Here is a 22710-nt window from a genome sequence, read left to right as displayed (position 1 = left end):
GATCAATGCTATGGTTTCTGAACAGAAATCCGCGGTTAGGCATCGAACTGACGTCGTCGGCGGTGCGGGTCGCGGCGCTCTCCGGCTACGGCGGTTCCCTGAGGGTTAGCTCGGCCATCCAAGAGGACCTTCCACCGGGAGTTTTGACGGAGTCCTATTCCGCACTGAATATCGCCGACCCGGACCGACTAACCGAGGCAATCAAACGCTGCGCCGGTCCGTCTCTCCCGAAGCCCTGCCGCGCGTCGGTCTGTCTTCCAGACCAGATATTCCGGATCCAGACGCTTGAGTTCGATGAACTTCCGCCGAAGGCTGTTGAGCGCGATCGGCTGATACGCTGGAGGCTCGAAAAAACAGCGGCCTTCGATCTCGCGGAAACGGTTCTCAGGCACCAGATCCTCCGGCGCGGGCCGGGGATTACCGTTCTTGCCTGCGTTGCCAAGAAGGCCGTTCTCGCCCAGTATGAGGACCTCTTTCTCGGGCTGGACGTGGAGCCCTGGTCAATGGGGATCTCGTCGCTTTCTGCACTGAACTTTTATGCCCCTTATATGAATGCCAGGTCCGGCTCCTTCGCCCTCACGCACGTGCACACCGATTCGTTCTCGACGATCATCGCGGAAAAGGGGGGCGTCCGCTTCTACCGCTCCAAGGATCTGAAGCGGAGCGGCGGTGATGAAATCACGGCCCGGCTGCTGCGCGAGATCGAGGACTCCCTCCATTTTTACACCCACCGCGACCGGTCGCAGCAATCCGAACTGGGATATCTCTATCTGACCGGGGACGCCAGGATCGGGGAGGTGCTGGAGCAGGAGCTGAAATCGCAGCATGCGCTCGCGGTCGAGGCTCTCTCTCCCGCAGTGGTCCTTCCCCACGGCGTAGAGGCGCCGACGGAAATGGCCGCGGCCCTAGGGGCGGGGATTCCGGCATGATCTCGATCAATTTCGCGAGCAGGGATTATCCGCTCATGGACAGGCTCCGGACCGGGCTCGTCGCGGCGAGCGTGCTGCTTGCAGCAGGCGTCGTGGCGATTGTCTGGACCTCACTGGCACTTCGCCTGCACACCCGGGACATAGACGGTAAGGTGCGGGAGATCCTGTCATCCGAGGAACAGATCAAACCACTGCTGGCCGAGCGGGACCGGATCATCAAGGACCTTTCGTCCATGTCAGCGCTCATGGATGCGCGGCGCTTCTCGTGGACACGCCTCTTCACCCAGATCGAGCGGGTTTTCCCCTCCGGTGTCGCGGTAAATAAAGTGGATTACAATCCCCGGGAGCGCCAACTCGTCCTCGAGGCAACAGCTCAGTCGCCGGAAGCGCTCAGGAACCTCATGATCGGCCTGGAGCGGTCCCTGGTGTTCAAGGAAGCCTATCTGCGACATCAGTCGGTCGAGAAAGGGATCATATCGTTCAATGTCGTCGCTCTCTATCAGGAACATAACGCTTCCGGAGTGGCTCCGGGCAAATAGACGGCTGCAGAAGGCGGTCCTTGTCTGCGCCGCGCTTCTGATCGCCGACCTGTTACTCTATGCGTTCCTCGTTGTTCCGTACATCAACGGGATCCGGTCGCTGGAGGCGAGGTACGGCGAGCTCAGAAAAAGGCGCACCGAGGCCATCTTGTTCGAGAAACAGAAAAAAGAGCTGACAGGCATCCGGGCAGGCATCCCGACCCAGAAGGACATGCCGATCCTGGTCAAGGACCTTGTTCAGTCCGCGCGGCGGCTGAACCTGACCGTGTCTGCGATCACCTATGATATCCCGAAGCGAAGCGGCGAAGAACTGGCCATCCTCTCCTTTGCGTTCCCGGCTGAGGGCAGGTATGCCGATATCAAGCGGTTCGTCTACGAAATCGAGACATCGGACCGGCCTGTCGGCATCCAGGACCTCAAGCTCGAAGGGGACAAGGGTCTCGTGCGGATGCAGCTGAAGCTGGTGACCTACGTGAAGGGCCAGTGATGGGCGACTGATATGACGCTGACTCCGGAAAATCAGAAGAAACTGCTGGCTGGGTTGCTCGCCCTGCTCATGATCCTGATCGGGTACCGGGTCCTGACGGCGGGGAAACCCCGCACCGCTCCCCTGATCTATGTCCGAGGAGCGGTGGCGACGACATCAGTGCGCGGGGGGGGGCAGTCGCCGTCGTCCGCACCGGACCCCCTGCTGCTGTTCCTCGTCCGGCGCGAGGAGAAGTACCCCGGCATGGTCAGGGACTTCTTCCGGATGGAGAACCCGGCGAGCAGGATAAAGCCGGTTATCAAAACGGCACCCACGCCGACCGTGCCTGTTTCGCCGCCAGTCCCGGAAAAGACACCGGAAGAGATCGCGGCGGAAGCTGCCCGGGCCGACCTCTCGAAGTTCCGCTTTCTCGGATACCTTACGGAGAAGGACAGTAGCCTGTTCCTCTCCAAGGACGGAGAGCTCTTTATCGTCCGGAGCGGAGAGTCGGTCCTGAAGAACTACCGTGTGAAAGAGGCCGGCAAGGAACACGTGGTCCTGCAGGATACGGTCACCCGCGTGGAAGTCCGGGTCGAGCTTTCGGGCGGGGCCGACCAGTCCGGAGCTGCCCCGAAGCAGCGGTAACATGGCAAGGAGGGAGCTAATGAAAAGGGCCATCCTACTGTGCGTGGTCGCGCTTGCCGCCCTGTCGCTCGCGGGCTGCGCCGGTTCCCGTGCATTCCAGCGGGGCGAAAGCTTCGCCCATAACGGAGAATGGGACCTGGCCGTCAAGGAATACCGCGACGCCAACAAGACCGATCCTCAGAACATCGAATACCGTTCGGCCCTGCTGCGGGCCCAGGAGACCGCCGCCAACCAGCATTATAAGAAGGCACGTTCGTTTCTGAAAGAACGCAAGCTGGACCAGGCCATCGTCGAACTGCAGCAGGCCATGTACCTGAACCCCACGAGCGCGGCCGTCCAGGGCGCCCTCAAGTCGGTGCTGAACATGAAACAGGCCGAGGATCATTACCGCACGGCACTCACCTTCCAGGAACTGAACCGCTTGAACGATGCGATCAACGAGTTGAACCTCGCGGTCGAGCTCGATCCCGAAAACGCAAAGTACTTCGATTCGCTCGCGAAGCTTCAAAAAACAAAGTCCGAGACGGAGCCCGATGAAGCGCTTACCCTGGCCTCGGACAAGCCGATCACGCTGAATTTCAAGAACACCAACATCAAGGAAGTGTTCGAGGTCCTGTCGAAGCTTGCGGGCATCAATATCATGTTCGACGAGGACGTGCGGGCGCAGAACGTCACCGTTTTCGTCAAGGACGTATCGTTCCAGTACGCGCTCAATCTCCTGCTCTCCACCAACAAACTGTTCATGAAGAAGATCAGCGCCGATACGATCATCATCATACCCAAGAGCAAGGCCAAGCTGGACCAGTATCAGGACCTTCTGGTCAAGACCTTCTACCTGACCAACGTCAAATCGAAGGAGGCGGTGAACCTGCTCAGATCCATGCTCGACGTGAAGAAGATCTACGTGAACGAGGTCCAGAACTCGATCACCGTCCGGGACACGCCGGAGAAGATCAAGCTCGTGGAAAAGATCATCAACGCGAATGATCTCAAGGAGGCGGAGGTCGTCCTCGATGTCGAGGTGCTCGAGATCGCGCGCAGCAATTCCATCCAGTACGGCTGGAACCTCAATCCAGGGTCGGCGACCGCTACTGTACAGGGGACCAACCAGACGCAGGGCAGCTCACAGATCACTCTAGCAAACCTCAGGAATATTACGGGGGACAATATCATACTGACCCTGCCGGGACTGGTACTGAACCTGCTCAAGCAGGATTCCGATGCGCAGACGCTGGCGAACCCCCGGGTGAGGGTGCTGAACGGCAAACAAGCGAAGTTCCACATCGGAGAGCGAATTCCAGTCCAGACCTCGACGATCCAATCGACGGCGACAGTGGCCGTAACGTCCACGTTCGAGTACAAGGACGTGGGCATCAAGGTGAACATCGAGCCGAACGTCCATCTCAACAACACGGTCACGCTCAAGATGGGCATGGAGGTCAGCACGCTCGAAGACGCCATCGATTTCGGCAACGGCCAGAAACAGTACAAGTTTGGCACGCGCAACACTGAGACCGTGGTCAACCTGCGCGACGGCGAGAGCGTGATCATCGGAGGCCTTATCCAGGACGAGGACCGCAAAAGCACGGTGAAGCTCCCCATCCTCGGGGACATCCCGATCCTGGGCAAGCTTTTTTCAAATACGAGCAACGGCACGATCAAGACCGATATCCTGATGTCGATCACGCCGAGCATCGTGCGCACCATGGAGCTTCCCGACAAGGATGCGCTGAACTTCTGGTCGGGCACGGAAGAGGCCTACGACACGAAACCGCTGTTCGTGAGCACGGGGAAGAGCTCGAAATCGGCGGAAAAGCCCTTAGACAAGGCGGCGGTGCTTGACTCCATGGCGCAGCGGCAGCCTCCGGCAGCAGGCGAGCCGGCTAAACCGGTGGCTGCGGATCAGGCAGTACCGGCCTCGCTGGAGATCAAACCCGGTGAGTCCGCGTCCCCCCTGGGTCAGGATCTGAGGTACGACCTCTCCGTCAGCAACGTGAAGAACCTGTACGGTGCGATTGTCACGCTCGGTTACGATCCCAAAGTCGTGGAGTTCAAGGCGGCGAGCGAAAACGGGTTTCTGAAGAAGGACGGTCAGCAGACGTCTTTCCTTTTCTCGAATAACATCAAGGCCGGCACCGTGGACATCTACATGACCCGCATCGGCGACGTGGGGGGGGTCGAAGGTTCAGGCAGCCTCTGCACGATCATATTCCAGGGAAAATCAGCGGGCACGGCCAATATTATTTTCAAGAACGCAAAACTGGGGAATTTCAACCGGGAGCCCATCAAGACCGATCTCAAGGGTGCCAGGGCGGTCGTGAAGTAGCGGGGTCGACAGTCGCTGTATGACGAATCGGGATTCGGGCATATGCAGGTCATTCCCCGTTCGAACGGCATCGGCGCAGCGGGGCATCACGCTGGTGGAACTGATCGTGGTCATAGCCATCGTCGGAATCCTGGCTTCTGCGGTCATGCCCGTCTCGCGCATGACCGTGAAGCGGACGAGGGAAATGGAACTGCGCAGCGACCTGCGGACCATCAGGAACGCGATCGATGCATTTCGCGCCGACTGCATCGCGACGAAGGGGGTCAAGCTGTCGACGGACTACTGCAAGGCGGACCAGGATTACTACCCGGAATCCCTCGAACAGCTGACAAAGCCCCTGCGGCTGGCAAACGCCGTGGACAAGACGAAGAAGTACCTGAGGCGGATACCAAAGGATCCCATGACCCCCCCCGAGGACGGCGAGAATGCCAACTGGGGGCTCAGGTCATACCGGGATGAACCCGATTCCACCCAATGGGGCGGGGGGAACGTGTTCGACGTTTATTCCAAGAGCGAGGCAGTGGCAATCGATGGCACGAAATACAGTACCTGGTGATTGTCCGGGGGCAGACGTGACAGTGAATAACGGAAGGGCCGGGACCCCGGCCGCCGGCATCTCCTCCCAGCGCGGGTTCACCATGATGGAGCTGCTGATCGTCATGGCGATCATGGGCATTCTCCTCACCATTGCCCAGCCGAGCCTCAGGCAGTCCATCGTCAGGGCGCGGGAGGCGGTGCTGAAGGAGAACCTGTTCTCCCTGCGTGAGGCCATCGATCAGTACTACGCAGACTATGGAAAATACCCTGACCAGCTCGCGGACCTGACCAGCACGCAGGACCCCGCGAAGAGCTATATGCGCAGCCTGCCGAAGGACCCCTTCACGAACGCTGCCGACTGGATCACGGTTGCTCCTGCCGAGGGGAGCGAGGGTGGGATCTTCGATGTGCACAGCGCCAGCCCGCTCGTTGCTACGGACGGCACCGCCTACAACACGTGGTGAACTGTCTCGTTCGTCTCCGTGCGCGTTCTTTTGACGAACGCTTCTTCCGGGGGCAGCCTCAAAGAAATCATTCTCCTGACTTTTCCAATCTATTGTCTTCCTCCGAAGCGAGTAGCATGCGATCCTTGCACGGGCCTTCGCCTTCCGGTAAGGCTTTTTTTCTGCCTAGTGCCGCCGTTTCGGAAGTCACCGACCAGTAGGTTGACGCCGTCCATCCTAAAAAAAGCTTGCAACAACAGCATAAAACCAGTAATATTTATTTCGTGAAAAAAATCAAATATTTCTTCAGAAAATACTTCCTGACGGGGCTGCTCGTCCTGCTGCCGATCTGGGCGACCTACTACGTGCTTTCGGCCCTGCTCAGCGTGATCGACGGCATCCTAGGCGACCTCCCGCGGGATCTTATCGGCTTGAAATTTCCCGGGCTGGGCATTCTCACCCTGATCGTGGTCGTTGTCGCGGTCGGCATGCTGTCCGCCAATTATCTGGGCAGCCGCATCGTCCGGCTGAGCGACGAACTGCTGCACAAGGTCCCCCTGGTGCGCGGTGTCTACTTTACGGTAAAGCAGGTCATGGAGACGTTTTCCCTGAAGCAGAACTTTCACGGTGTTGCTCTCGTGGAGTATCCGCGCAGGGGATGCTACAGCATCGGATTCATGACCGGAGAAGTGCCCGGCGAGCATCTGAAGTTGAACGGCACGTTCGTGACCGTGTTCGTCCCGACCACGCCGAACCCAACAGCGGGGTTTCTCCTGGTCCTTCCCGAGCCGGAGGTCATCCAGCTCGATATGACCGTCGAGCAGGGAATGAGATTCATCATATCGCTCGGGCTCGTACCTCTCCGCGACGCCGATGTGCAGAAGATGAAACGCTCCCATCCCAAGGACGACACTGATGGCCTGAAAAAACGCCCGGAGATATCATCATGAAGCCGACCGTCCTCATTCTTGCCGCCGGCCTCGGAACCCGCATGAAGTCCGGCCTTGCGAAAGCCCTTCACCCGCTTGCCGGCCGTCCCCTGGTCGCGCATGCGTTGAACGCCGCGAACGGCATCGGTCCTGAGAGGGTTGTCGTTATCGTCGGGCATCAGGCCGAACAGGTCACCGCCGCTGTCGAAGCGCAAGGCGCCGAGATCGTCCTGCAGCAGGAGCAGCTCGGCACGGGGCACGCCGTACTGCAGGCGAGGCAAGCGATCGACCGGGCGAACGGACCTGTCATGATCCTTTGCGCCGACACGCCGCTCCTGACCTCCGGGACGCTCCGTGATCTCGCAGAGCTCCACGTGAAAACGCGCTCGGCGATCACGCTCATCACGGCGCGAGTCGAAAACCCCTACGGGTACGGACGGGTCGTGAGGGGATCATCCGGAGTCATGAAGGTCGTCGAAGAAAAGGACGCGACCGCACGCCAGCGGAAGATCACGGAAGTGAACGCAGGCATCTACTGTTTCGATAGATCCTTTCTCTCTGATGCGCTTGACCGGCTTGACCGGAACAATGCCCAGGGAGAATACTACCTTCCCGACGCCATCGCTTTGGCGCGCAGGAAGCAGCGCAGAGTCTCGGCGCTCGTGTGCGACGATCCGCGCGAGGTTCTGGGAGTGAACACGAGGAAGGACCTGAGCGTCGCAGAGGCCGTCCTGCGGGACCGCGTGAACACGGCCTGGATGCTGGCGGGCGTCACGCTGGTCGACCCGGACAGCACGTTCATCGGAAGCGACGTCGTGCTTGGCCGCGACACGGTCCTCTACGGGAATGTCCGGATCGAGGGAAAGAGCCGGATCGGCGAGCGCTGCACCGTGTACCCCGGATCGCGCATCGCGGACAGCGTGATCGGGGACAGGGTCACGGTCAAGGACTGCTCGATCATCGAGGAAAGCGAGATTGAGTCGGAAGCGGCAGTCGGCCCCTTCGCCCACCTCCGGCCGGGAGCGGTCATCAGCGAGCGCGCGCGGATCGGGAACTTCGTCGAGGTCAAGAAGTCGATCATCGGGAAAGGGAGCAAGGCGAACCACCTTTCCTATATCGGCGATGCGACCGTCGGCAGTGACGTGAACATAGGGGCCGGGGTGATCACCTGCAACTACGACGGGTTCCAGAAATACCGGACGGTGATCGAGGACGGCGTTTTCGTCGGCAGTGACGCACAGCTCGTGGCGCCGGTGCGGATCGGCAAAGGCGCGGTCGTGGCCGCGGGTGCGACGATAACCAAAGACGTCCCTCCGGATGCCCTGGCCATCAGCAGGGTCCCCCAGGCCGTCCGCGAAGGCTTTGCAAGCCGGAGAAGGAAGTTGAAACAGAAGAAGGACTGAATACATTGCAGAGTGAAGAGTGAAGGAGCTTCTCTTTCAATTTGCCAGTTCCCGTCTGAAATTTCGAACGGAGCATGATGATCCATGTGCGGCATTATCGGTTATATCGGCAGGGACCCGGCGGTCCCGATCCTGATCGAGGGGCTCAAGAAGCTCGAGTACCGTGGCTACGACTCGTCGGGGATCGCCGTTCTTGAGAACGGGAAGCTCGCTGTCCGCAGGGCTGTTGGCAAGCTGCAGAATCTCGAGACGCTCCTGCGCGGCGAGATGTTGAACGGCACCGTCGGCGTCGGGCACGTCCGCTGGGCGACCCACGGCAGGCCGTCCGAAGAGAACGCCCATCCCCACCGCGCGGGCAGCGTTGTCGTGGTCCATAATGGCATCATCGAGAACTACACCGAGCTCAAAATGGAGCTTTCTGCAGAGGGAAGGATCTTTCTGTCCGAAACGGACACGGAAGTGATCGCACACCTTATCGACAGCATCGCCGGGAAGAGAATCCCGCTGGAACAGGCCGTGCGGGAGGCCGCCGCCAGACTGCGGGGCGCCTATGCGATCGCCGTTATCGATGAGCGAAGCCCGGACGTCGTGGTCGGCGCCCGGAAGGGCAGCCCGCTCGTTGTCGGGCTCGGCCAGGGCGAGTTTTTCCTTGCTTCGGACATCCCGGCGGTCCTGCACCGCACCCGTGACATGCTGTTCCTGAACGATGATGAGATGGCCATCCTGTCCAATGAAGGCGTGAAGATAACCGACTTGTCGGGCAGGGAGCTTTCTCGCGAGATAACGCGCGTCCTGTGGAACCCGGTCATGGCCGAGAAGGGCGGGTACCGCCACTTCATGCTGAAGGAGATCTACGAACAGCCGCGCGCCATCATGGACACCATCCGGGGCAGGGTGTCCCAGGAGTCCGGAACGATCCACCTGGAGGAGATAGGCCTCACGCGCGAGCGGCTGGCCGCAGTAAAGAAGATATTCATCGTTGCGTGCGGGACGTCGTGGCATGCGGCGCTGGTGGGCAAATACATGGTCGAAGAGCTGGCCTGCATGCCAACCGAGGTGGACATCGGTTCGGAATTCCGCTACCGCTGCCCGCTCGTTGCCAGGGACAACCTCTTCATTGCAATCACCCAGTCGGGAGAGACCGCCGACACGCTCGCGGCGATGCGCGAAGCGAAACAGAAAGGAGCGACGGTCATCGCCGTCTGCAATGTGGTAGGGTCCACGGCGAGTCGCGAGGCCGACGGCGTGGTCTATACGCACGCCGGCCCCGAGATCGGCGTCGCCTCGACCAAGGCTTTCACGGCTCAGCTAACAGCGCTGTACCTGTTCGGACTATTTTTCGCCAGCATCCGCGGAACGCTCTCGGCGGAAGCGCTTAAGAAGAAGATCGAGGACCTGGTTCATATCCCGGCACTGGTGGAGCGCTGCCTCGAGTCGAACGAGGGCATTGAGCAGATTGCGAAACGCTATTTCAAGGCAAATGATTTCCTGTATCTCGGCCGTGGGCCGAACTTCCCGATCGCACTGGAAGGCGCGCTCAAGCTGAAGGAGATTTCCTATATCCACGCCGAGGGCTATCCGGCCGGAGAAATGAAGCATGGTCCCATTGCGCTGATCGACGAGAACCTGCCGGTGGTCGTGCTTGCGGGAAAGAACGGCGTTTACGAGAAGATCCAGGCCAATATCGAAGAGGTGAAGGCGCGCGGCGGCATCGTGATCGCGGTGACCACCGAGGGGGACACTGAGGTCGCCGGGCGCGTAGCTCATGCCATTTCCGTTCCTATTACGAACCAGCTCCTCATGCCGATCCTCATGACCATTCCGCTCCAACTGCTCGCGTACCACATTGCGGTGCTTCGCGGGGCCGATGTGGACCAGCCAAGAAATCTGGCGAAGAGCGTAACGGTGGAGTAGACTGCTTCGCGAAGAATGCGCCGCTAAAAATGATAATGGGGAATGAAAAGGTGGGGTAGGAGCGGGTCTGCCCGGTCCTCAACCGCAGGGTTTATATCGCTCCTTCGCTGATCCCCGGGCTCCCGGTTTCCGTTGAGCCGTCTCCGCAGGATTACGCCTTCAACTCGTGGGAAGCGCCCTTCCGGCCCGTGCGGTGTTTGTTCCCCTCGTCATCGGCAAGAAATCCCATATGAGTCAGCTCATGCATGATCCGCTGCGCGCCCTCCACGGGCGTCGACGAAACGGTATCGATGCAGAGCTCCGGCGAGCGCGGTGGTTCATAATCGTCATCGACACCGGTGAAGCCCGTTATCCTGCCCTGTCTCGCCATGGCGTACATGCCTTTCACGTCCCGCACGGCGCACACGTCCACGGGCGTGTCCACGAAGACCTCGATGAAGCGCCCGGTTCCTACCATCGACCGCACCTGGTCCCTGGCAGAGGCATAGGGGCTGATCAGCGCGCAGACGGCGACGCCCTCATGGCGGACCACTTCGGAGGCAACAAATCCCACCCTGAGGATGTTCGTGACCCGGTCCTCCCTGCTGAAGCCCAGCCCCTTCGTGAGATGGGTTCTTACCACGTCCCCGTCAAGGATCGTCACCTTCCTGCCCGCAGCCATGAGCAGGGGGGTGAGGCATTCAGCGATCGTTGATTTTCCCGAGCTGGGCAGGCCCGTCAGCCAGACGCAGAAGCCCTGGCGCGTTTTCGGAGGATAGGCCTCGAAAAGAATCTGCGCCACTTCCGGACAGGTGAACCATTCTGGCAGCCGTTTTCCCTGGAACAGGGATTCCTCGATGACGTTCGTGGCCGACACCCGGATGAACTGCGCCGGGCTGCTCACGGCACGGTCCGATGAAACGTAATGGTTCCCTTCGGGCAGATAGACCATTTCCTTGTGGGGGATCATGCCAACCCCGATCTCGTGCTCGTGGGCATGGAACAGATCCTGCACCTGCCGCGAGATGTAAAAGTCCCGGCCGGCGGAGTCTCTGCCCGGGCCGTGGGGGTCGCGGCCGATGATGAAGTAATTGGCGCCGTAATTCCTGTTGATGATCCCGTGCCAGATGCCGGCCCTCGGCCCCGCCATGCGAATCGCAAGGGGGAGCAGGTTTAACAGGGTTTTCCCTCGATCGAAATATTTCTCGATCAATTCCTTGTAGCAGCGCACCCGGGCGTAGTGTCCAGCGTCATTGTTCCCGGTTGCTCCGATCACGGGATGGATCAGCAGAGACCCGTCTACCTCCTCGGCGGCCGATTTCGTCAGCACCTCGTGGGCGCGGTGCATGGGATGGCGGGGCTGGTAAGCGATCACGTTCTCCCTGCCCATGGCTTCGAGCATGCCGCGCACTTCCGCAGGCGTTCTTCGGTGATCGGGGAAGTCGCCGTATCGGGGCATGCTGATCACCGTGAGCGGGCCTGAAAGGCAGTAGCGGCCCCATTGGTGCATTTCGCATACGAGCGGATGGCGTGAATCCGTAGTGCCGAGCACCATGCGATTTTCCGCCTCCCTGTCCCAGGAGAAAATCTCTTCAAGCGACATGATGGCGAGCATTTCGTTTGTCGGGCTTCGGAGGACCAGTCCTTTGCCTTCCTCGAGTCCCTGAATCGTGTCCACAGGCAGGGTGATGGGGATCGGGAAAAGCCTGCCGTCGGACAGCCTCATCTCACGCACTACGGACTGATAATCCTTCTCGCCCATGAACCGGTCCAGGGGGGAGAATGCTCCCATGGCGAGCAGATGGAGGTCGCACATTGACCGGAATGAAATCTGGATTGACGGCAATCCTTTTGCCTTGCGAATCAGTCGAAGTCGTTCTTCGGCAGCAGCGTGTAGATCAACGAGCCTGCCGCCGTAGGGAGCGATCAAGTGAACTGTCGGCGATTTCTCAATCCTGGCCATGATTGATCCTCCTGAGCATGAGAATATAAACCCCCTTGAGTCGTCTGTAACAGTGCTTTCCAGAGACGAGGATACATTTGAGCAACTCTTTTTAAGCCCGGTAATTGCCGTGATCCACTTTGGACTTAAGAAAGCTTCCCTGATATTACTCGTTTGTTTGCAGGATCTATACCAATGGCCATTTTTAATTAATTTCTGCCAATACCCTGATTAAGATAATAATAGGGTAGTCATTGAGACGAATTCCTGGTTCCTTTACGTCAGTTATTGTCACTCCAGATAGCATTCCTGTCCAAAATCGGACTTGTTTTTATGCTTTTATTTATAACAACTTGCGAAAGAATGCTGCTTGCCGGATTATGAAATTATTAATGGATAAGTCGTAATCTGGACAAAGCCTGTCAGTCATAAGCCCTCAATGTTCGTTCCTGACCGTACAATCGGAACTAGTGCTTTTTGCTAAGACGACCAGCCAATTAAAAAAGCATTTCAAACCCGCCTCAAAAAAACGCCATAACATCAGCCACATCCATCGGAAAATCATTCATTGACAGCGTCGACGTTAGAGGCGTGTGTTGCAGAAAGGCGCAAATAAGTCCGTAAACGCAGCTCTCTTCAGCGTGGTGTAAACAGGTGGCTCGCGATTTGCAACGTAATCGTTCAATCCGGCGCTGTGAGAACATTCGTTGGCCGCATCTGCAGTATAAAGAATATGGAAAGCAGGAAACAACTTGGATGAACCTCGTGACAACAAGGTCATGACTCGCGTCTGCTCTGGCAGCACCAGTGAAGCATCGCTGTGCTCACTGTTCTTCACATTTATCAAGATCGGGCTTACTGCTTTCGGTGGATTCATGGCGCTCATATCCGTAGTGCAGAACTATGCAGTCGAGCGAAAAAAAATGATCACCCACGAGGATATGCTGGATGGCGTTTCACTGGCCTCGGTCCTGCCCGGCCCTGTTGCGGTGAATGTTGTGGCCTATGTGGGCTACCGGGCTCGCGGAGCCACCGGCGCACTCGTGAGCGCAGGGGCGGTAATCCTTCCTGCATTTCTGCTTGTCCTTGCCCTCAGTTATGCTTATTTCACGTTCGGTCATATGCCGGCCGTCAACAAAGCGTTCCAGGGTTTTATCCCCGCCGTTACCGCCGTTATTTTCGTGACAGCAGGTAACATGGCGACAAAGGCGATCAAGGGAACGACCGAGTCGGTCATTGCCCTGGCTGCAGCCGGTCTTTTGCTCGGCGTGGGTGGTTTCCTGATTACGGTCGGCATCATCGTGACAAGCGGTTTCACGGGATGGCTGCTGTTTCACCTGCCCCGGGGAGGAGCGGGACAAGGGGATGCCCGTAGGCCGATCAACAAAACGAAAGCGACCGACCCCGGAGCGGGTACGCGGTTAGACGCATGGGCCGCCCCGCTCTCTGCCGCCTCTGTTGTGGTTCTGCCCGCGGCCGCGAAGCTGCTGATAGTCTTCGGAGCCATGAGCATCCTGCTCTTCGGCGGCGGTTACGTGTTCATTCCCCTGATCCAGCGCATCGTGGTGGATGGTTATGGATGGGTAACCCGCCAGGAGTTCGTTGATGCCATCGCGATGGGGCAGGTGACGCCGGGCCCTATCTTGATCAGTGCGGCCTTCATCGGATACAAGGTGTCCGGTCTGGGCGGCGCTGCTGCGGCAACGCTTGGTATCTTCACACCCCCGGCCATTGTCATGCTGCTCTGCACCCGGTTCATGGACAGGGTCAAGCGCTCGGATATGATCAAAGCCTCGTTGCGCGGCATACGGTCTGCCGTCATCGGCATGATCGCGGCTGCAGCGGTCACGGTAGCCCGCACGGCGCCCATGAACAGGGTAACGATCCTGATCTTCTGTCTGTCTCTCGTCGCTCTCCTTCGTTTTAAGGTAGAGACCGCCTGGATCATCCCCGCAGCGGGAGCCATGGGTCTGCTCTTGTATTAAGTTTTTGCAGCGACCGCGGTACGCAGCATACAGGCGAGGACCTGCGTCGGCAGGGAGGGAGGTTTTACCATGATGCCCATTTTTATGATCGGAACTCAGAGGTCGGGTTCGAACCTGCTCCGTTTGATGCTGAACCAGCTGCCGGAGATTGCCGCACCGCACCCGCCGCATATCCTGCAGCGGATCATGCCGCTTGTGTCCGTTTATGGAGACTTGAGCCAGGACTCGAACTTTGCCCAGCTCGTAGAGGATGTGTGCCGGCTCGTGGAACTGAACCCGGTCCCCTGGGAGGGGGTCAAACTTGACCGGGACGCAATTGCCCGTCACTGCCGCGAACGCAGCCCGGTGGCGCTCCACGGTGCGGTCTATGACAAGTGCGCCGAGGCCAAGGGAGCAGCGACCTGGTGCTGCAAGAGCCTGGCGAACATCAAGTATGTATCCCAGATAGAGAGCTATTTTCACAAGCCCAAATACATCTATTTGTACCGCGACGGGCGGGATGTCGCTGTTTCCTTTCATAAGGCCGTCGTCGGCGAGAAGCACTTCTACCATATTGCCCGTGAATGGGCGGCCACCCAGGAACTGGCACTGCAGATCCGGAAGGAGATGGAACCGGGCAGGTTTCTGGATATCAGCTACGAAGAACTGACCGGAGACCCGCAGAGAACGGCTCAGGACATCTGTGATTATCTCGGCCTGCCCTTTCGCGATGCCATGCTGGACTATTATCGAACCGAGGAAGCTAAGAGAGCGGCGTCCTCCAGCGAACTCTGGGGCAATGTCGTCAACCCCGTAATGCAGAACAACAATCGCAAATTCCTGCGGGAGGCCAGGGAAGAGGATATCAGGATATTCGAAGCCGTGGCCGGCCATATTCTCGACGCCCTGGGTTATGACCGCATCTTTATCCCCAGAGGAGAACAGGTGCGGTTCACGAATGCGGAAATAAAATCGTTCGATGCTGAAAATGCGGGGATGAAAGAAAAAGTGCTGAAGCTGATCGACCCGGCCGACCTCATACGGCGGGACCTGCAGGCGGGGCTGATCAAATCGATAGGGGAACGAAAGGCGTTCCCGCACGTGGCGCTGTCCCTGCCCGAGGACAGGCTGCTAAAATCCGGTCATTCAGGCGGGAACAGAGCATGATCGGGAATTGAGGAAGATGACAACGTTGGGGCATGCCGTGTACATGCCGATGTAAAATTGCAATTCCATAATCTAAGGAGGAACAATGAAGAACTGGGTGATGCAAGTAGTCGTAACACCGGTACTTTTAAGCGTGGGAGCTGTTGTGGTCATGGCCGGGATCGCGTCCGCCGAGATCAAGCTTGGGACGGTGCCTCGTCTAAGCGCGTCCGAATTGCATAGGATGTATACGCCGCTGGCCGAATACCTGGCAAAAGAAACCGGGGAAAAAGTGAGCATTGTAGTCCCGAAGGACTTTCCGGCATTCAAGGAGGCGGCAAAAAACGGCCAGATGGACATCGGCTTCGCGAACCCCCTGCTCTACGTCGAGATCAAAGACAAGGTGAATATCGAGCCACTCGCCTTGTCATCGGAGGTGAAAAGCGGCACCAGGCTCCGGGGGATCATCATCGTGAGAAAGGACAGCGGGATAGAGCGCATCACGGACCTCAAGGGGAAGAAATTCGTTTTCATGGACAAGGATTCTCCCGCGGGCTACCTGTTCCAGCTTCTGCTCCTGAACAAGGCCGGCTTCGACACGAAGAAGGACATCACTGTCCTGCCCTTCGCCAAGAGGCACGATAAGGTCGTTCAGTCCGTGTTCGACCGGACCGCCGATGCCGGCGGGATCCGCGAGGACGAACTGGAAAAGGTGAAGGACAAGGTCGATATTTCCCAGATCAGGATCGTGGGGTATACCGACTATGTTCCGAACTGGCCGTTATTCGCCACTCCGAAGCTGAAAGCAGAAACGGCGACGAAGATCAAAGCCGCCCTGCTCAAGCTGAAGCCGAACGATCCGAATAATGAAGCCATCCTGGGCCCGGCCCGGCTCACCGGGTTCATCCCCATTGCTGACAAGGAATATGATGACCTGCGGAAGGCGACAAAGATATCCGGCAGCATGTAGCCGGACGTCCCTTCGCAGGAAAGAGAGCATTGCCCGGCGCGAGCGCGGAAGCCGGACAACAACGACCGGCGAACAGGAGAGGAGCAGTCATGGACAGGAACGATTTCAAAAAATGGACGTTAACCAGAAAATTTCTGGTCAGCATTCTGCTGGCGCTTCTTCTGGTCTTTACGGCCATGGGAACGATCATCAGCATACATGAAAAGAACGTGCTCGTTTCCGACCTCAAGGACAAGGGGGAGAATGTGGCGAGGTTCCTCGCAGCCATTTCTGCCGAACCGATCCTGAGCTACAACCTCTCTTTTCTCGAGAACCATGTACGGTATGTTTCCGAAGGAGACGACGACATCATCTATGCGGTCATTCTCGACAAGGAGGGGAAAGAGCTCACGCGCCAGAAAAAAGAGAACAGGGACACCGCCGACGTTCTTGAATATACCAGCCCCATACTCCAGCAGAGCGAGAAGATCGGTCTTGTCAAGATCGGCTATTCGACCCGGGATATCAACCGGGCGCTGCGGCAATCGCAGACGATCCTGACCTCGCTGTCCCTCGCGACCATGCTCGCGGTCTCGGCCATCATCTATCTGCTTTTCCGCATCCTCGCGGTCAAACCCATCGACCGGCTGAATGCCGTTGTCGATCAGGTCTCGTCGGGAGACCTTACGATAACCCCGGAGGCTGAATCGGGCGACGAGATCGGGATGCTGTCCGCTTCGATCGGATCGATGGTTGAGAAGCTGAGGACCGTCGTAGGAGACGTGAAGGCTGCGGCCGCGGGAGTGGCATCCGGCAGCCAGACGATCAACGCGGGCTCTGAACAGATGTCGCAGGGAAGCACGGAACAGGCAGCCTCCGCAGAAGAGGCCTCGTCCTCCGTTGAAGAGATGAATGCAACCATCAGGCAGAATGCCGATAATGCCATGCAGACGGAAAAGATAGCACTGAAAAGCGCTGACGATGCACAGGAGAGCGGAAAGGCCGTGGCCGAAGCGGTGGCTGCCATGAAGGATATTGCGGAAAAGATATCGATCATCGAGGAGATCGCTCGGCAGACGAACCTGCTGGCCCTCAATGCGGCGATCGAGGCGGCCCGCGCGGGCGAGCATGGGAAGGGGTTTGCCGTGGTCGCGGCGGAGGTACGCAAACTTGCCGAACGAAGCCAGATCGCGGCTGCTGAGATCAGCAGACTTTCCCGGTCCAGCGTTGATGTTGCGGAAAAAGCCGGATCCATGCTTTCCAAACTCGTTCCCGATATCCAGAAGACCTCGGAGCTCGTGCAGGAGATCAGTGCGTCGAGCAAGGAGCAGGCATCGGGTGCGGACCAGATCAACAGCGCCATCCAGCAGCTCAATCACGTGATCCAGCAGAACGCGGGATCGGCGGAGGAGATGGCCTCCATGGCCGAAGAACTGTCGTCCCAGGCCGCCCAGCTTCTGCAGACCACCGCCTTCTTCAGGGTAGACGCGGGGAGAACGACGGTGGCCACGGCCGGTGATGATATGCGGAAGGACCCGGCGTCCAGGGTCAGAATAGCACCGCCGGTACACGGGGAGGCGCCCGCAGTGAAGCGAGGGCCGATATTCTCAGGCGTGAAGTTCGATTTGGGGCATCCCGGAAACGGCAGGTCGATGGATGAACGGGACAGGGAATTTGAGAAGTTCTGAGCCCTCGGAACAATCGCCCTGAAATGCCGCAAAGAGTTGAACAGAGAAGGCACTCATTGTTTTGAGTGCCTTCTCTGTTTTTTTCAGCCTCCGCCGGTTTTCCTCCACTTATATCCTTCGCAAGGAAATGTCTTTCCTGTTGATTTATCACCGGAATATCATTATAATGCATCTCCTGACCCGGAGGCTGGAGCGGTCATCCGCGATGTACCCGCTCCGGATTTTCAAGCGTAGTCACGGCGGGGAACAGCCTCCGCTTGACTTCGCCGGAGCTTCCGGTTCAGGCAGAGAACTGCGCCTTATCATGGATTACCTGGAAAATTTAAACCCGCCCCAGCGTGAAGCGGTATTGTACGGAGATGGACCGCTCCTGATCCTCGCCGGCGCCGGCAGCGGGAAGACGCGCGTCATCACCTGCCGGATCGCGCACCTGATCCGCGAGCGCGGCGTTGATCCCTACAATATCCTTGCGGTGACCTTCACGAACAAGGCCGCGAACGAAATGCGTGAGCGGCTTGAGCGGATGATCGACATTCCGCTCGGGCGGGGGGTCGGTTACGGCGGGCTCTGGATCAGCACCTTTCATTCGGCCTGTGTCAGGATCCTCCGGCAGTACATCGACCGGATGGGTTACAAGAAGCACTTCATCATTTACGACGAGACGGACCGTTCCTCGCTCATCAAGGCGTGCGCCTCTGACCTGCGGGTCGACACCGAACGCTACCAGCCGCGGGCCATCGGCGCGAAGATCAGTGCGCTCAAGAACAACCTGACCGACGCGGAGCAGTTCCAGAAGACGAGCGCCGGCTTCGGGTTCGATGACGCCGTCTCGCGGGTGTACGCGCTGTACGAGGAAAAGCTCAGGGAGTCGGGCAGCCTGGACTTCGACGATCTCCTCATGCTGACAGTGCGGCTTTTCGAACGGCACCCGGACGTGCTCACTTATTTTCAGAACCTGTTCCACCATATTCTGATCGACGAATACCAGGACACGAACCATGCCCAGTACCGGCTCGTGCGCCTGTTGACCGCGGTGCGGAAGAACTTGTGCGTGGTTGGCGACGACGACCAGAGCATCTACCGGTTCCGGGGCGCCGATATATCCAACATCCTGAACTTCGAAAAGGACTACCCCGAAGCGCGGGTGATCAAACTTGAACAGAACTACCGGTCGACGCAGAACATCCTGGGAGCGGCCGGGGCCGTGGTTTCGCGGAACCTGGGCAGGAAACCGAAGGAGCTCTGGACCCGGAAACGGGGCGGCGACAAGATCCTGGTCTACAAGGCGCAGGACGAGAAGGACGAAGCGCGTTTCATCTTCCGGACGGTGCAGCAGCAGGTCGAGGAAGGCAGGAGCCTCCGCGAGATGGCGGTGCTCTACCGCACCAATGCACAGTCGCGCGCCCTGGAGGACGAGCTCAGGAACCGCGGCATCCCCTACAGGATCTTCGGCGGCATGCGCTTCTACGACCGCAGGGAGATCAAGGACGTGATCGCCTATCTCCGGGTCCTGCAGAATCCCGCGGATCTGGTCGGCTTTCGCCGTATCGTGAACGTCCCGGCGCGCGGCATCGGTGATACGACGATCGAAAAACTGGAGGCCGCGGCTGCCGCAGCGGGCATCGGCCTCTATCAGGCGGCATGCAACCCGGACAGCGCTCCCATCACCCCGGCCGCGAGACGGAAACTGCGCGAGTTCACGGCGATGATGGAGCGGGTCCGTGCCGACCTGGGAACGATGACCATTACCGACCTTGTCCGCCGCGTGATCCACGAGAGCGGGTACGCTGCCGCGCTGGAACAGGAGAAGAGCGTTGAATCACGGATCCGGCTCGAGAACCTGAATGAGCTCCTGACCGCGACCGAGGACTTCCAGGAACAGAACCGGGACGCATCGCTTGCCGCGTTTCTGGACCAGGTTGCTCTCATAACCGATGCTGAAGAGCAGGCCGACGCCGAGGGCAGGCGGGGCAGGTCGGATTCCGTGACCCTCATGACGCTCCATAATGCCAAGGGCCTCGAGTTCAGCGTCGTCTTCCTGGCGGGCATGGAAGAGGGCCTGTTCCCGCACTCGCGCTCCGCGGAGAACGAAGAGGAGCTCGAAGAAGAGCGCAGGCTGTGCTACGTGGGCATCACGAGGGCAAAGGAGCGCCTGATCATCACCCATGCCGCCGAGCGGCGTCTCTATGGATATCCCCAGGCCAACCTGGTGTCCCGTTTCCTGCAGGAAATGCCCGAAGAGGCCCTGGAGAAAACGGGGGAATACGAGTTCGAACGCTCCATCGGCAGGGACCGGCCGCGCTGGACCGACGCGGTCATTCCCGAAAAGCAGGTACCTGTGACGGATACGTTCGCCGGGGCGGCCAAGAAGCAGGACGGCAGCAGCCGCTATTACCGGGGCGCCGTCGTAAAGCACTCGACGTTCGGGATCGGGACGGTCCAGCGGTCGGAAGGGTCTGGCGATGATATCAAGATCAGCGTCAGTTTTCCGGGACACGGCGTGAAGACGCTGGCAGTCAAGTACGCGAAGCTGGAAGTCATTTGATTTAGACACTGATGGACACTGATAAAAGCTATGAATGATCTGATCAAACTATTTGAATCATATCTTCTATCAGCGTGAATCAGCGTCAATGCTTATAGGAGATCTTCATGAAAATCACAAAAAAGGAAGTGGAGCACGTTGCCAAGCTTGCCAGGCTTGAGCTTTCGGAGCAGGCCAGGGACCTCTTCACGGACCAGCTCTCGAACATCCTGACCTATGTGGAACAGCTGAACGAGATTGACACGAAGGGCGTTGAGCCGACGTCGCATGTGCTGGACATAAGCAACGTCATGCGCGAAGACGTGCCCGTCGAGAGTCTTCCCCAGGAAAAGGCGCTGGAGAACGCGCCGGACAAGGCCTCGGGGCACTACCGCGTGCCGAAGATAATCGAGTAGTCGCGGGAAAAACAGCGTGACCGTGATGAATACTGACAGGATAGGTGAGGTGTCTCTGGTGCTTATTTTCAGATGCATCATAATTTATTATCCGTGTTAATCTGTGTCAAAATGGAAGAGACGGTAAAGAGGAAAACATGTTCAGACTGATGCTTCGATCCAAGATCCACCGGGCAGCCGTGACGGACGCGAACCTCGAGTATGAGGGGAGCCTGACCGTCGATCCCGTGCTGCTGGAAACGGCCGGCATTCTCCCGTATGAACAGGTGAGCGTCTCGAACCTGAACAACGGAGAACGGTTCGAAACCTACGTGATCCCCGGGAAGCGCGGGTCCGGCGAGATGGTCCTGAACGGCCCGACGGCACGGAAAGGCGTGAAGGGAGACAAGATCATCGTCTTCTGCTACGAATATTTCAACGAGGACGAACTCAAGACCTATCAGCCGAAGATCGTCCTGGTGGACGAGAACAACCGGGTGAGGGAGAAATAATGGAGCTTTGCCAGCGCACGATCCATGAGCTGCACGAGATGCTGAAGAAGGGAGAGACGACATCGGCTGCCATCACCGAGTCGGTCCTGAGCAGAATAGCTTCCGTTGATGACAGGGTCAAGGCCTATATCACGGTGACGGCTGAAGAAGCCCGCGCCCATGCGGCGGCCGCGGATAAGCGGATGAAAGCCGGAGTCGTGGCATCGCCGCTCCAGGGCATCCCGATCGCGGTCAAGGACAACATGTGCACGGCGGGGATCAAGACCACGTGCGCCTCGAAGATCCTCGGCAATTTCGTTCCGCCCTACGACGCAACCGTCGTCGCCCGGTTGAAAGAAGCGGGAGCCGTCCTGTGCGGCAAGCCGAACATGGACGAGTTCGCCATGGGATCCTCCACGGAGAACTCTGGCTTTTTTATCACGAAGAACCCCTGGGACCTCGCGAGGATCCCGGGAGGGTCGAGCGGCGGCTCGGCTGCCGCTACGGCCGCTGATGAGTGCATCGGCTCGCTGGGGTCTGATACGGGAGGCTCGATCAGGCAGCCTGCTGCATGCTGCGGCGTGGTCGGCCTGAAGCCTACGTACGGCCGAGTTTCGCGCTATGGTCTGGTGGCCTTCGCTTCATCTTTGGACCAGATCGGCCCGATCACCAAGGACGTCAGTGACACGGCGATCCTCATGAACGTCATTGCCGGCCATGATCCGAAGGATTCCACCTCGGCCGATATCGCGAAGCCGGACTTCACAAAGGCGCTCAAGAGGGACGTGAAAGGCCTGAAGGTGGGGCTCCCCCGGGAGTATTTCATCGACGGCATGGACCCGGAGGTCGAGCGCGCGGTGCGGCAGGCGGTCAAGACCCTGGAAAGCCTGGGCGCCGCGATTGTTGATGTGTCGCTGCCGAACACCCGGTACGCCGTGGCAACCTATTATATCCTCGCTACCTCCGAGGCGAGCTCGAACCTCGCGCGGTATGACGGGGTGAAGTACGGCTATCGCGCCGCATCGCCCAAAGACCTCCTTGATATGTACAAGAGGAGCCGCGACGAGGGGTTTGGGCCAGAGGTGAAGCGCAGGATCATGCTCGGGACGTATGCACTGTCAGCCGGTTACTACGACGCCTATTACAAGAAAGGCCAGCAGGTGCGAACGCTGATCAAGCACGATTTCGATGAGGCGTTCAAGACCGTCGATGTCATCGCGACGCCGACCGCGCCTACCGCGGCGTTCAAGATCGGGGAGAAGTCGGCAGATCCTCTCCAGATGTACCTGTCCGACATCTTCACGATCAGCGTGAACCTGGCCGGCATACCAGGCATCTCGATCCCCTGCGGTTTCACTTCGGCGAACCTCCCTATCGGTCTCCAGATCCTGGGGAAGCATTTCGATGAGGAATCAGTCATCCACACGGCCTACGCCTACGAGCAGGCCACGGAGTGGCACAGGAGAAAGCCGAAGCTGTGATGAGCTCGGAGTGCCGAGTT

Annotated in this window: 20 protein-coding genes; 18 read left to right on the top strand and 2 right to left on the bottom strand. The window is 58.8% G+C overall.

The window, feature by feature from the left end:
- Positions 1-5 precede the first annotated feature (5 nt).
- The 10 genes from VL197_07375 to glmS all read left to right on the top strand — a co-directional run bounded on the left by VL197_07375 (position 6) and on the right by glmS (position 10131).
- Positions 6-929, top strand: a complete 924-nt coding sequence (locus tag VL197_07375; protein HUJ17799.1) for a hypothetical protein — start codon at positions 6-8, stop codon at positions 927-929.
- Positions 926-1468 (top strand): PilN domain-containing protein, encoded by a 543-nt coding sequence (locus tag VL197_07370; protein HUJ17798.1) that lies wholly within the window; start codon positions 926-928, stop codon positions 1466-1468. Before VL197_07375 ends, VL197_07370 begins: the two co-directional genes overlap by 4 nt.
- Positions 1413-1955, top strand: a complete 543-nt coding sequence (gene pilO / locus VL197_07365; protein HUJ17797.1) for a type 4a pilus biogenesis protein PilO — start codon at positions 1413-1415, stop codon at positions 1953-1955. Before VL197_07370 ends, pilO begins: the two co-directional genes overlap by 56 nt.
- Before the next feature lie 12 nt (positions 1956-1967).
- Positions 1968-2579: a hypothetical protein gene (locus VL197_07360; GenBank protein ID HUJ17796.1), complete on the top strand. Its 612-nt coding sequence runs from the start codon at positions 1968-1970 to the stop codon at positions 2577-2579.
- Positions 2580-2598: 19 nt separating this feature from the next.
- A complete protein-coding gene (locus VL197_07355) occupies positions 2599-4905 on the top strand; it encodes a secretin N-terminal domain-containing protein (protein ID HUJ17795.1) in 2307 nt (768 codons plus the stop codon).
- 19 nt (positions 4906-4924) lie between these two features.
- Complete coding sequence (locus tag VL197_07350) at positions 4925-5461, top strand: type II secretion system protein (GenBank protein HUJ17794.1); 537 nt, start codon at positions 4925-4927, stop codon at positions 5459-5461.
- Positions 5462-5477: 16 nt separating this feature from the next.
- Positions 5478-5906, top strand: a complete 429-nt coding sequence (locus VL197_07345) for a prepilin-type N-terminal cleavage/methylation domain-containing protein (GenBank protein HUJ17793.1) — start codon at positions 5478-5480, stop codon at positions 5904-5906.
- A gap of 263 nt (positions 5907-6169) precedes the next feature.
- On the top strand, positions 6170-6835 hold the full coding sequence (locus VL197_07340) for a DUF502 domain-containing protein (GenBank protein HUJ17792.1): 666 nt from the start codon (positions 6170-6172) through the stop codon (positions 6833-6835).
- Positions 6832-8217 (top strand): bifunctional UDP-N-acetylglucosamine diphosphorylase/glucosamine-1-phosphate N-acetyltransferase GlmU, encoded by a 1386-nt coding sequence (gene glmU, locus VL197_07335; GenBank protein ID HUJ17791.1) that lies wholly within the window; start codon positions 6832-6834, stop codon positions 8215-8217. Before VL197_07340 ends, glmU begins: the two co-directional genes overlap by 4 nt.
- 84 nt (positions 8218-8301) lie before the next feature.
- Positions 8302-10131, top strand: coding sequence for a glutamine--fructose-6-phosphate transaminase (isomerizing) (glmS, locus tag VL197_07330; GenBank protein HUJ17790.1), 1830 nt, complete (start codon positions 8302-8304; stop codon positions 10129-10131).
- A gap of 151 nt (positions 10132-10282) precedes the next feature.
- On the opposite strand, the gene VL197_07325 is transcribed toward glmS, so the two are convergent.
- Together VL197_07325 and VL197_07320 are read right to left on the bottom strand one after the other, a co-directional pair.
- Positions 10283-12073: a bifunctional sulfate adenylyltransferase/adenylylsulfate kinase gene (locus VL197_07325; GenBank protein HUJ17789.1), complete on the bottom strand. Its 1791-nt coding sequence runs from the start codon at positions 12071-12073 to the stop codon at positions 10283-10285.
- A gap of 562 nt (positions 12074-12635) precedes the next feature.
- On the bottom strand, positions 12636-12929 hold the full coding sequence (locus VL197_07320) for a hypothetical protein (protein ID HUJ17788.1): 294 nt from the start codon (positions 12927-12929) through the stop codon (positions 12636-12638).
- On the opposite strand from VL197_07320, the gene chrA reads away from it, so the two are divergent.
- The 8 genes from chrA to gatA all read left to right on the top strand — a co-directional run bounded on the left by chrA (position 12928) and on the right by gatA (position 22690).
- Entirely contained in the window at positions 12928-14037 is a 1110-nt protein-coding gene (gene chrA, locus VL197_07315) for a chromate efflux transporter (GenBank protein ID HUJ17787.1), read from the top strand. The genes VL197_07320 and chrA overlap by 2 nt on opposite strands.
- A 69-nt stretch (positions 14038-14106) precedes the next feature.
- Entirely contained in the window at positions 14107-15183 is a 1077-nt protein-coding gene (locus VL197_07310) for a sulfotransferase (protein ID HUJ17786.1), read from the top strand.
- An 85-nt stretch (positions 15184-15268) separates the two neighbouring features.
- Positions 15269-16132 (top strand): phosphate/phosphite/phosphonate ABC transporter substrate-binding protein, encoded by an 864-nt coding sequence (locus tag VL197_07305; protein ID HUJ17785.1) that lies wholly within the window; start codon positions 15269-15271, stop codon positions 16130-16132.
- A gap of 89 nt (positions 16133-16221) precedes the next feature.
- Entirely contained in the window at positions 16222-17799 is a 1578-nt protein-coding gene (locus VL197_07300) for a methyl-accepting chemotaxis protein (protein HUJ17784.1), read from the top strand.
- A 304-nt stretch (positions 17800-18103) separates the two neighbouring features.
- The gene (gene pcrA, locus VL197_07295) at positions 18104-20344 is read left to right on the top strand and encodes a DNA helicase PcrA (GenBank protein HUJ17783.1); all 2241 of its coding nucleotides are present in this window, start codon (positions 18104-18106) and stop codon (positions 20342-20344) included.
- Between the two features lie 107 nt (positions 20345-20451).
- Positions 20452-20739, top strand: coding sequence for an Asp-tRNA(Asn)/Glu-tRNA(Gln) amidotransferase subunit GatC (gene gatC / locus VL197_07290; GenBank protein ID HUJ17782.1), 288 nt, complete (start codon positions 20452-20454; stop codon positions 20737-20739).
- 137 nt (positions 20740-20876) lie between these two features.
- Positions 20877-21230, top strand: coding sequence for an aspartate 1-decarboxylase (gene panD / locus VL197_07285; GenBank protein ID HUJ17781.1), 354 nt, complete (start codon positions 20877-20879; stop codon positions 21228-21230).
- Complete coding sequence (gene gatA, locus VL197_07280; protein ID HUJ17780.1) at positions 21230-22690, top strand: Asp-tRNA(Asn)/Glu-tRNA(Gln) amidotransferase subunit GatA; 1461 nt, start codon at positions 21230-21232, stop codon at positions 22688-22690. Before panD ends, gatA begins: the two co-directional genes overlap by 1 nt.
- Positions 22691-22710: the final 20 nt, after the last annotated feature.

The sequence above is a fragment of the Nitrospirota bacterium genome, assembly GCA_035516965.1.
Lineage (GTDB): Bacteria > Nitrospirota > UBA9217 > UBA9217 > UBA9217 > MHEA01.
The sequence above is the reverse complement of the archived record's forward strand: the minus strand, read 5'-3'. Positions and strand labels throughout refer to the sequence as shown.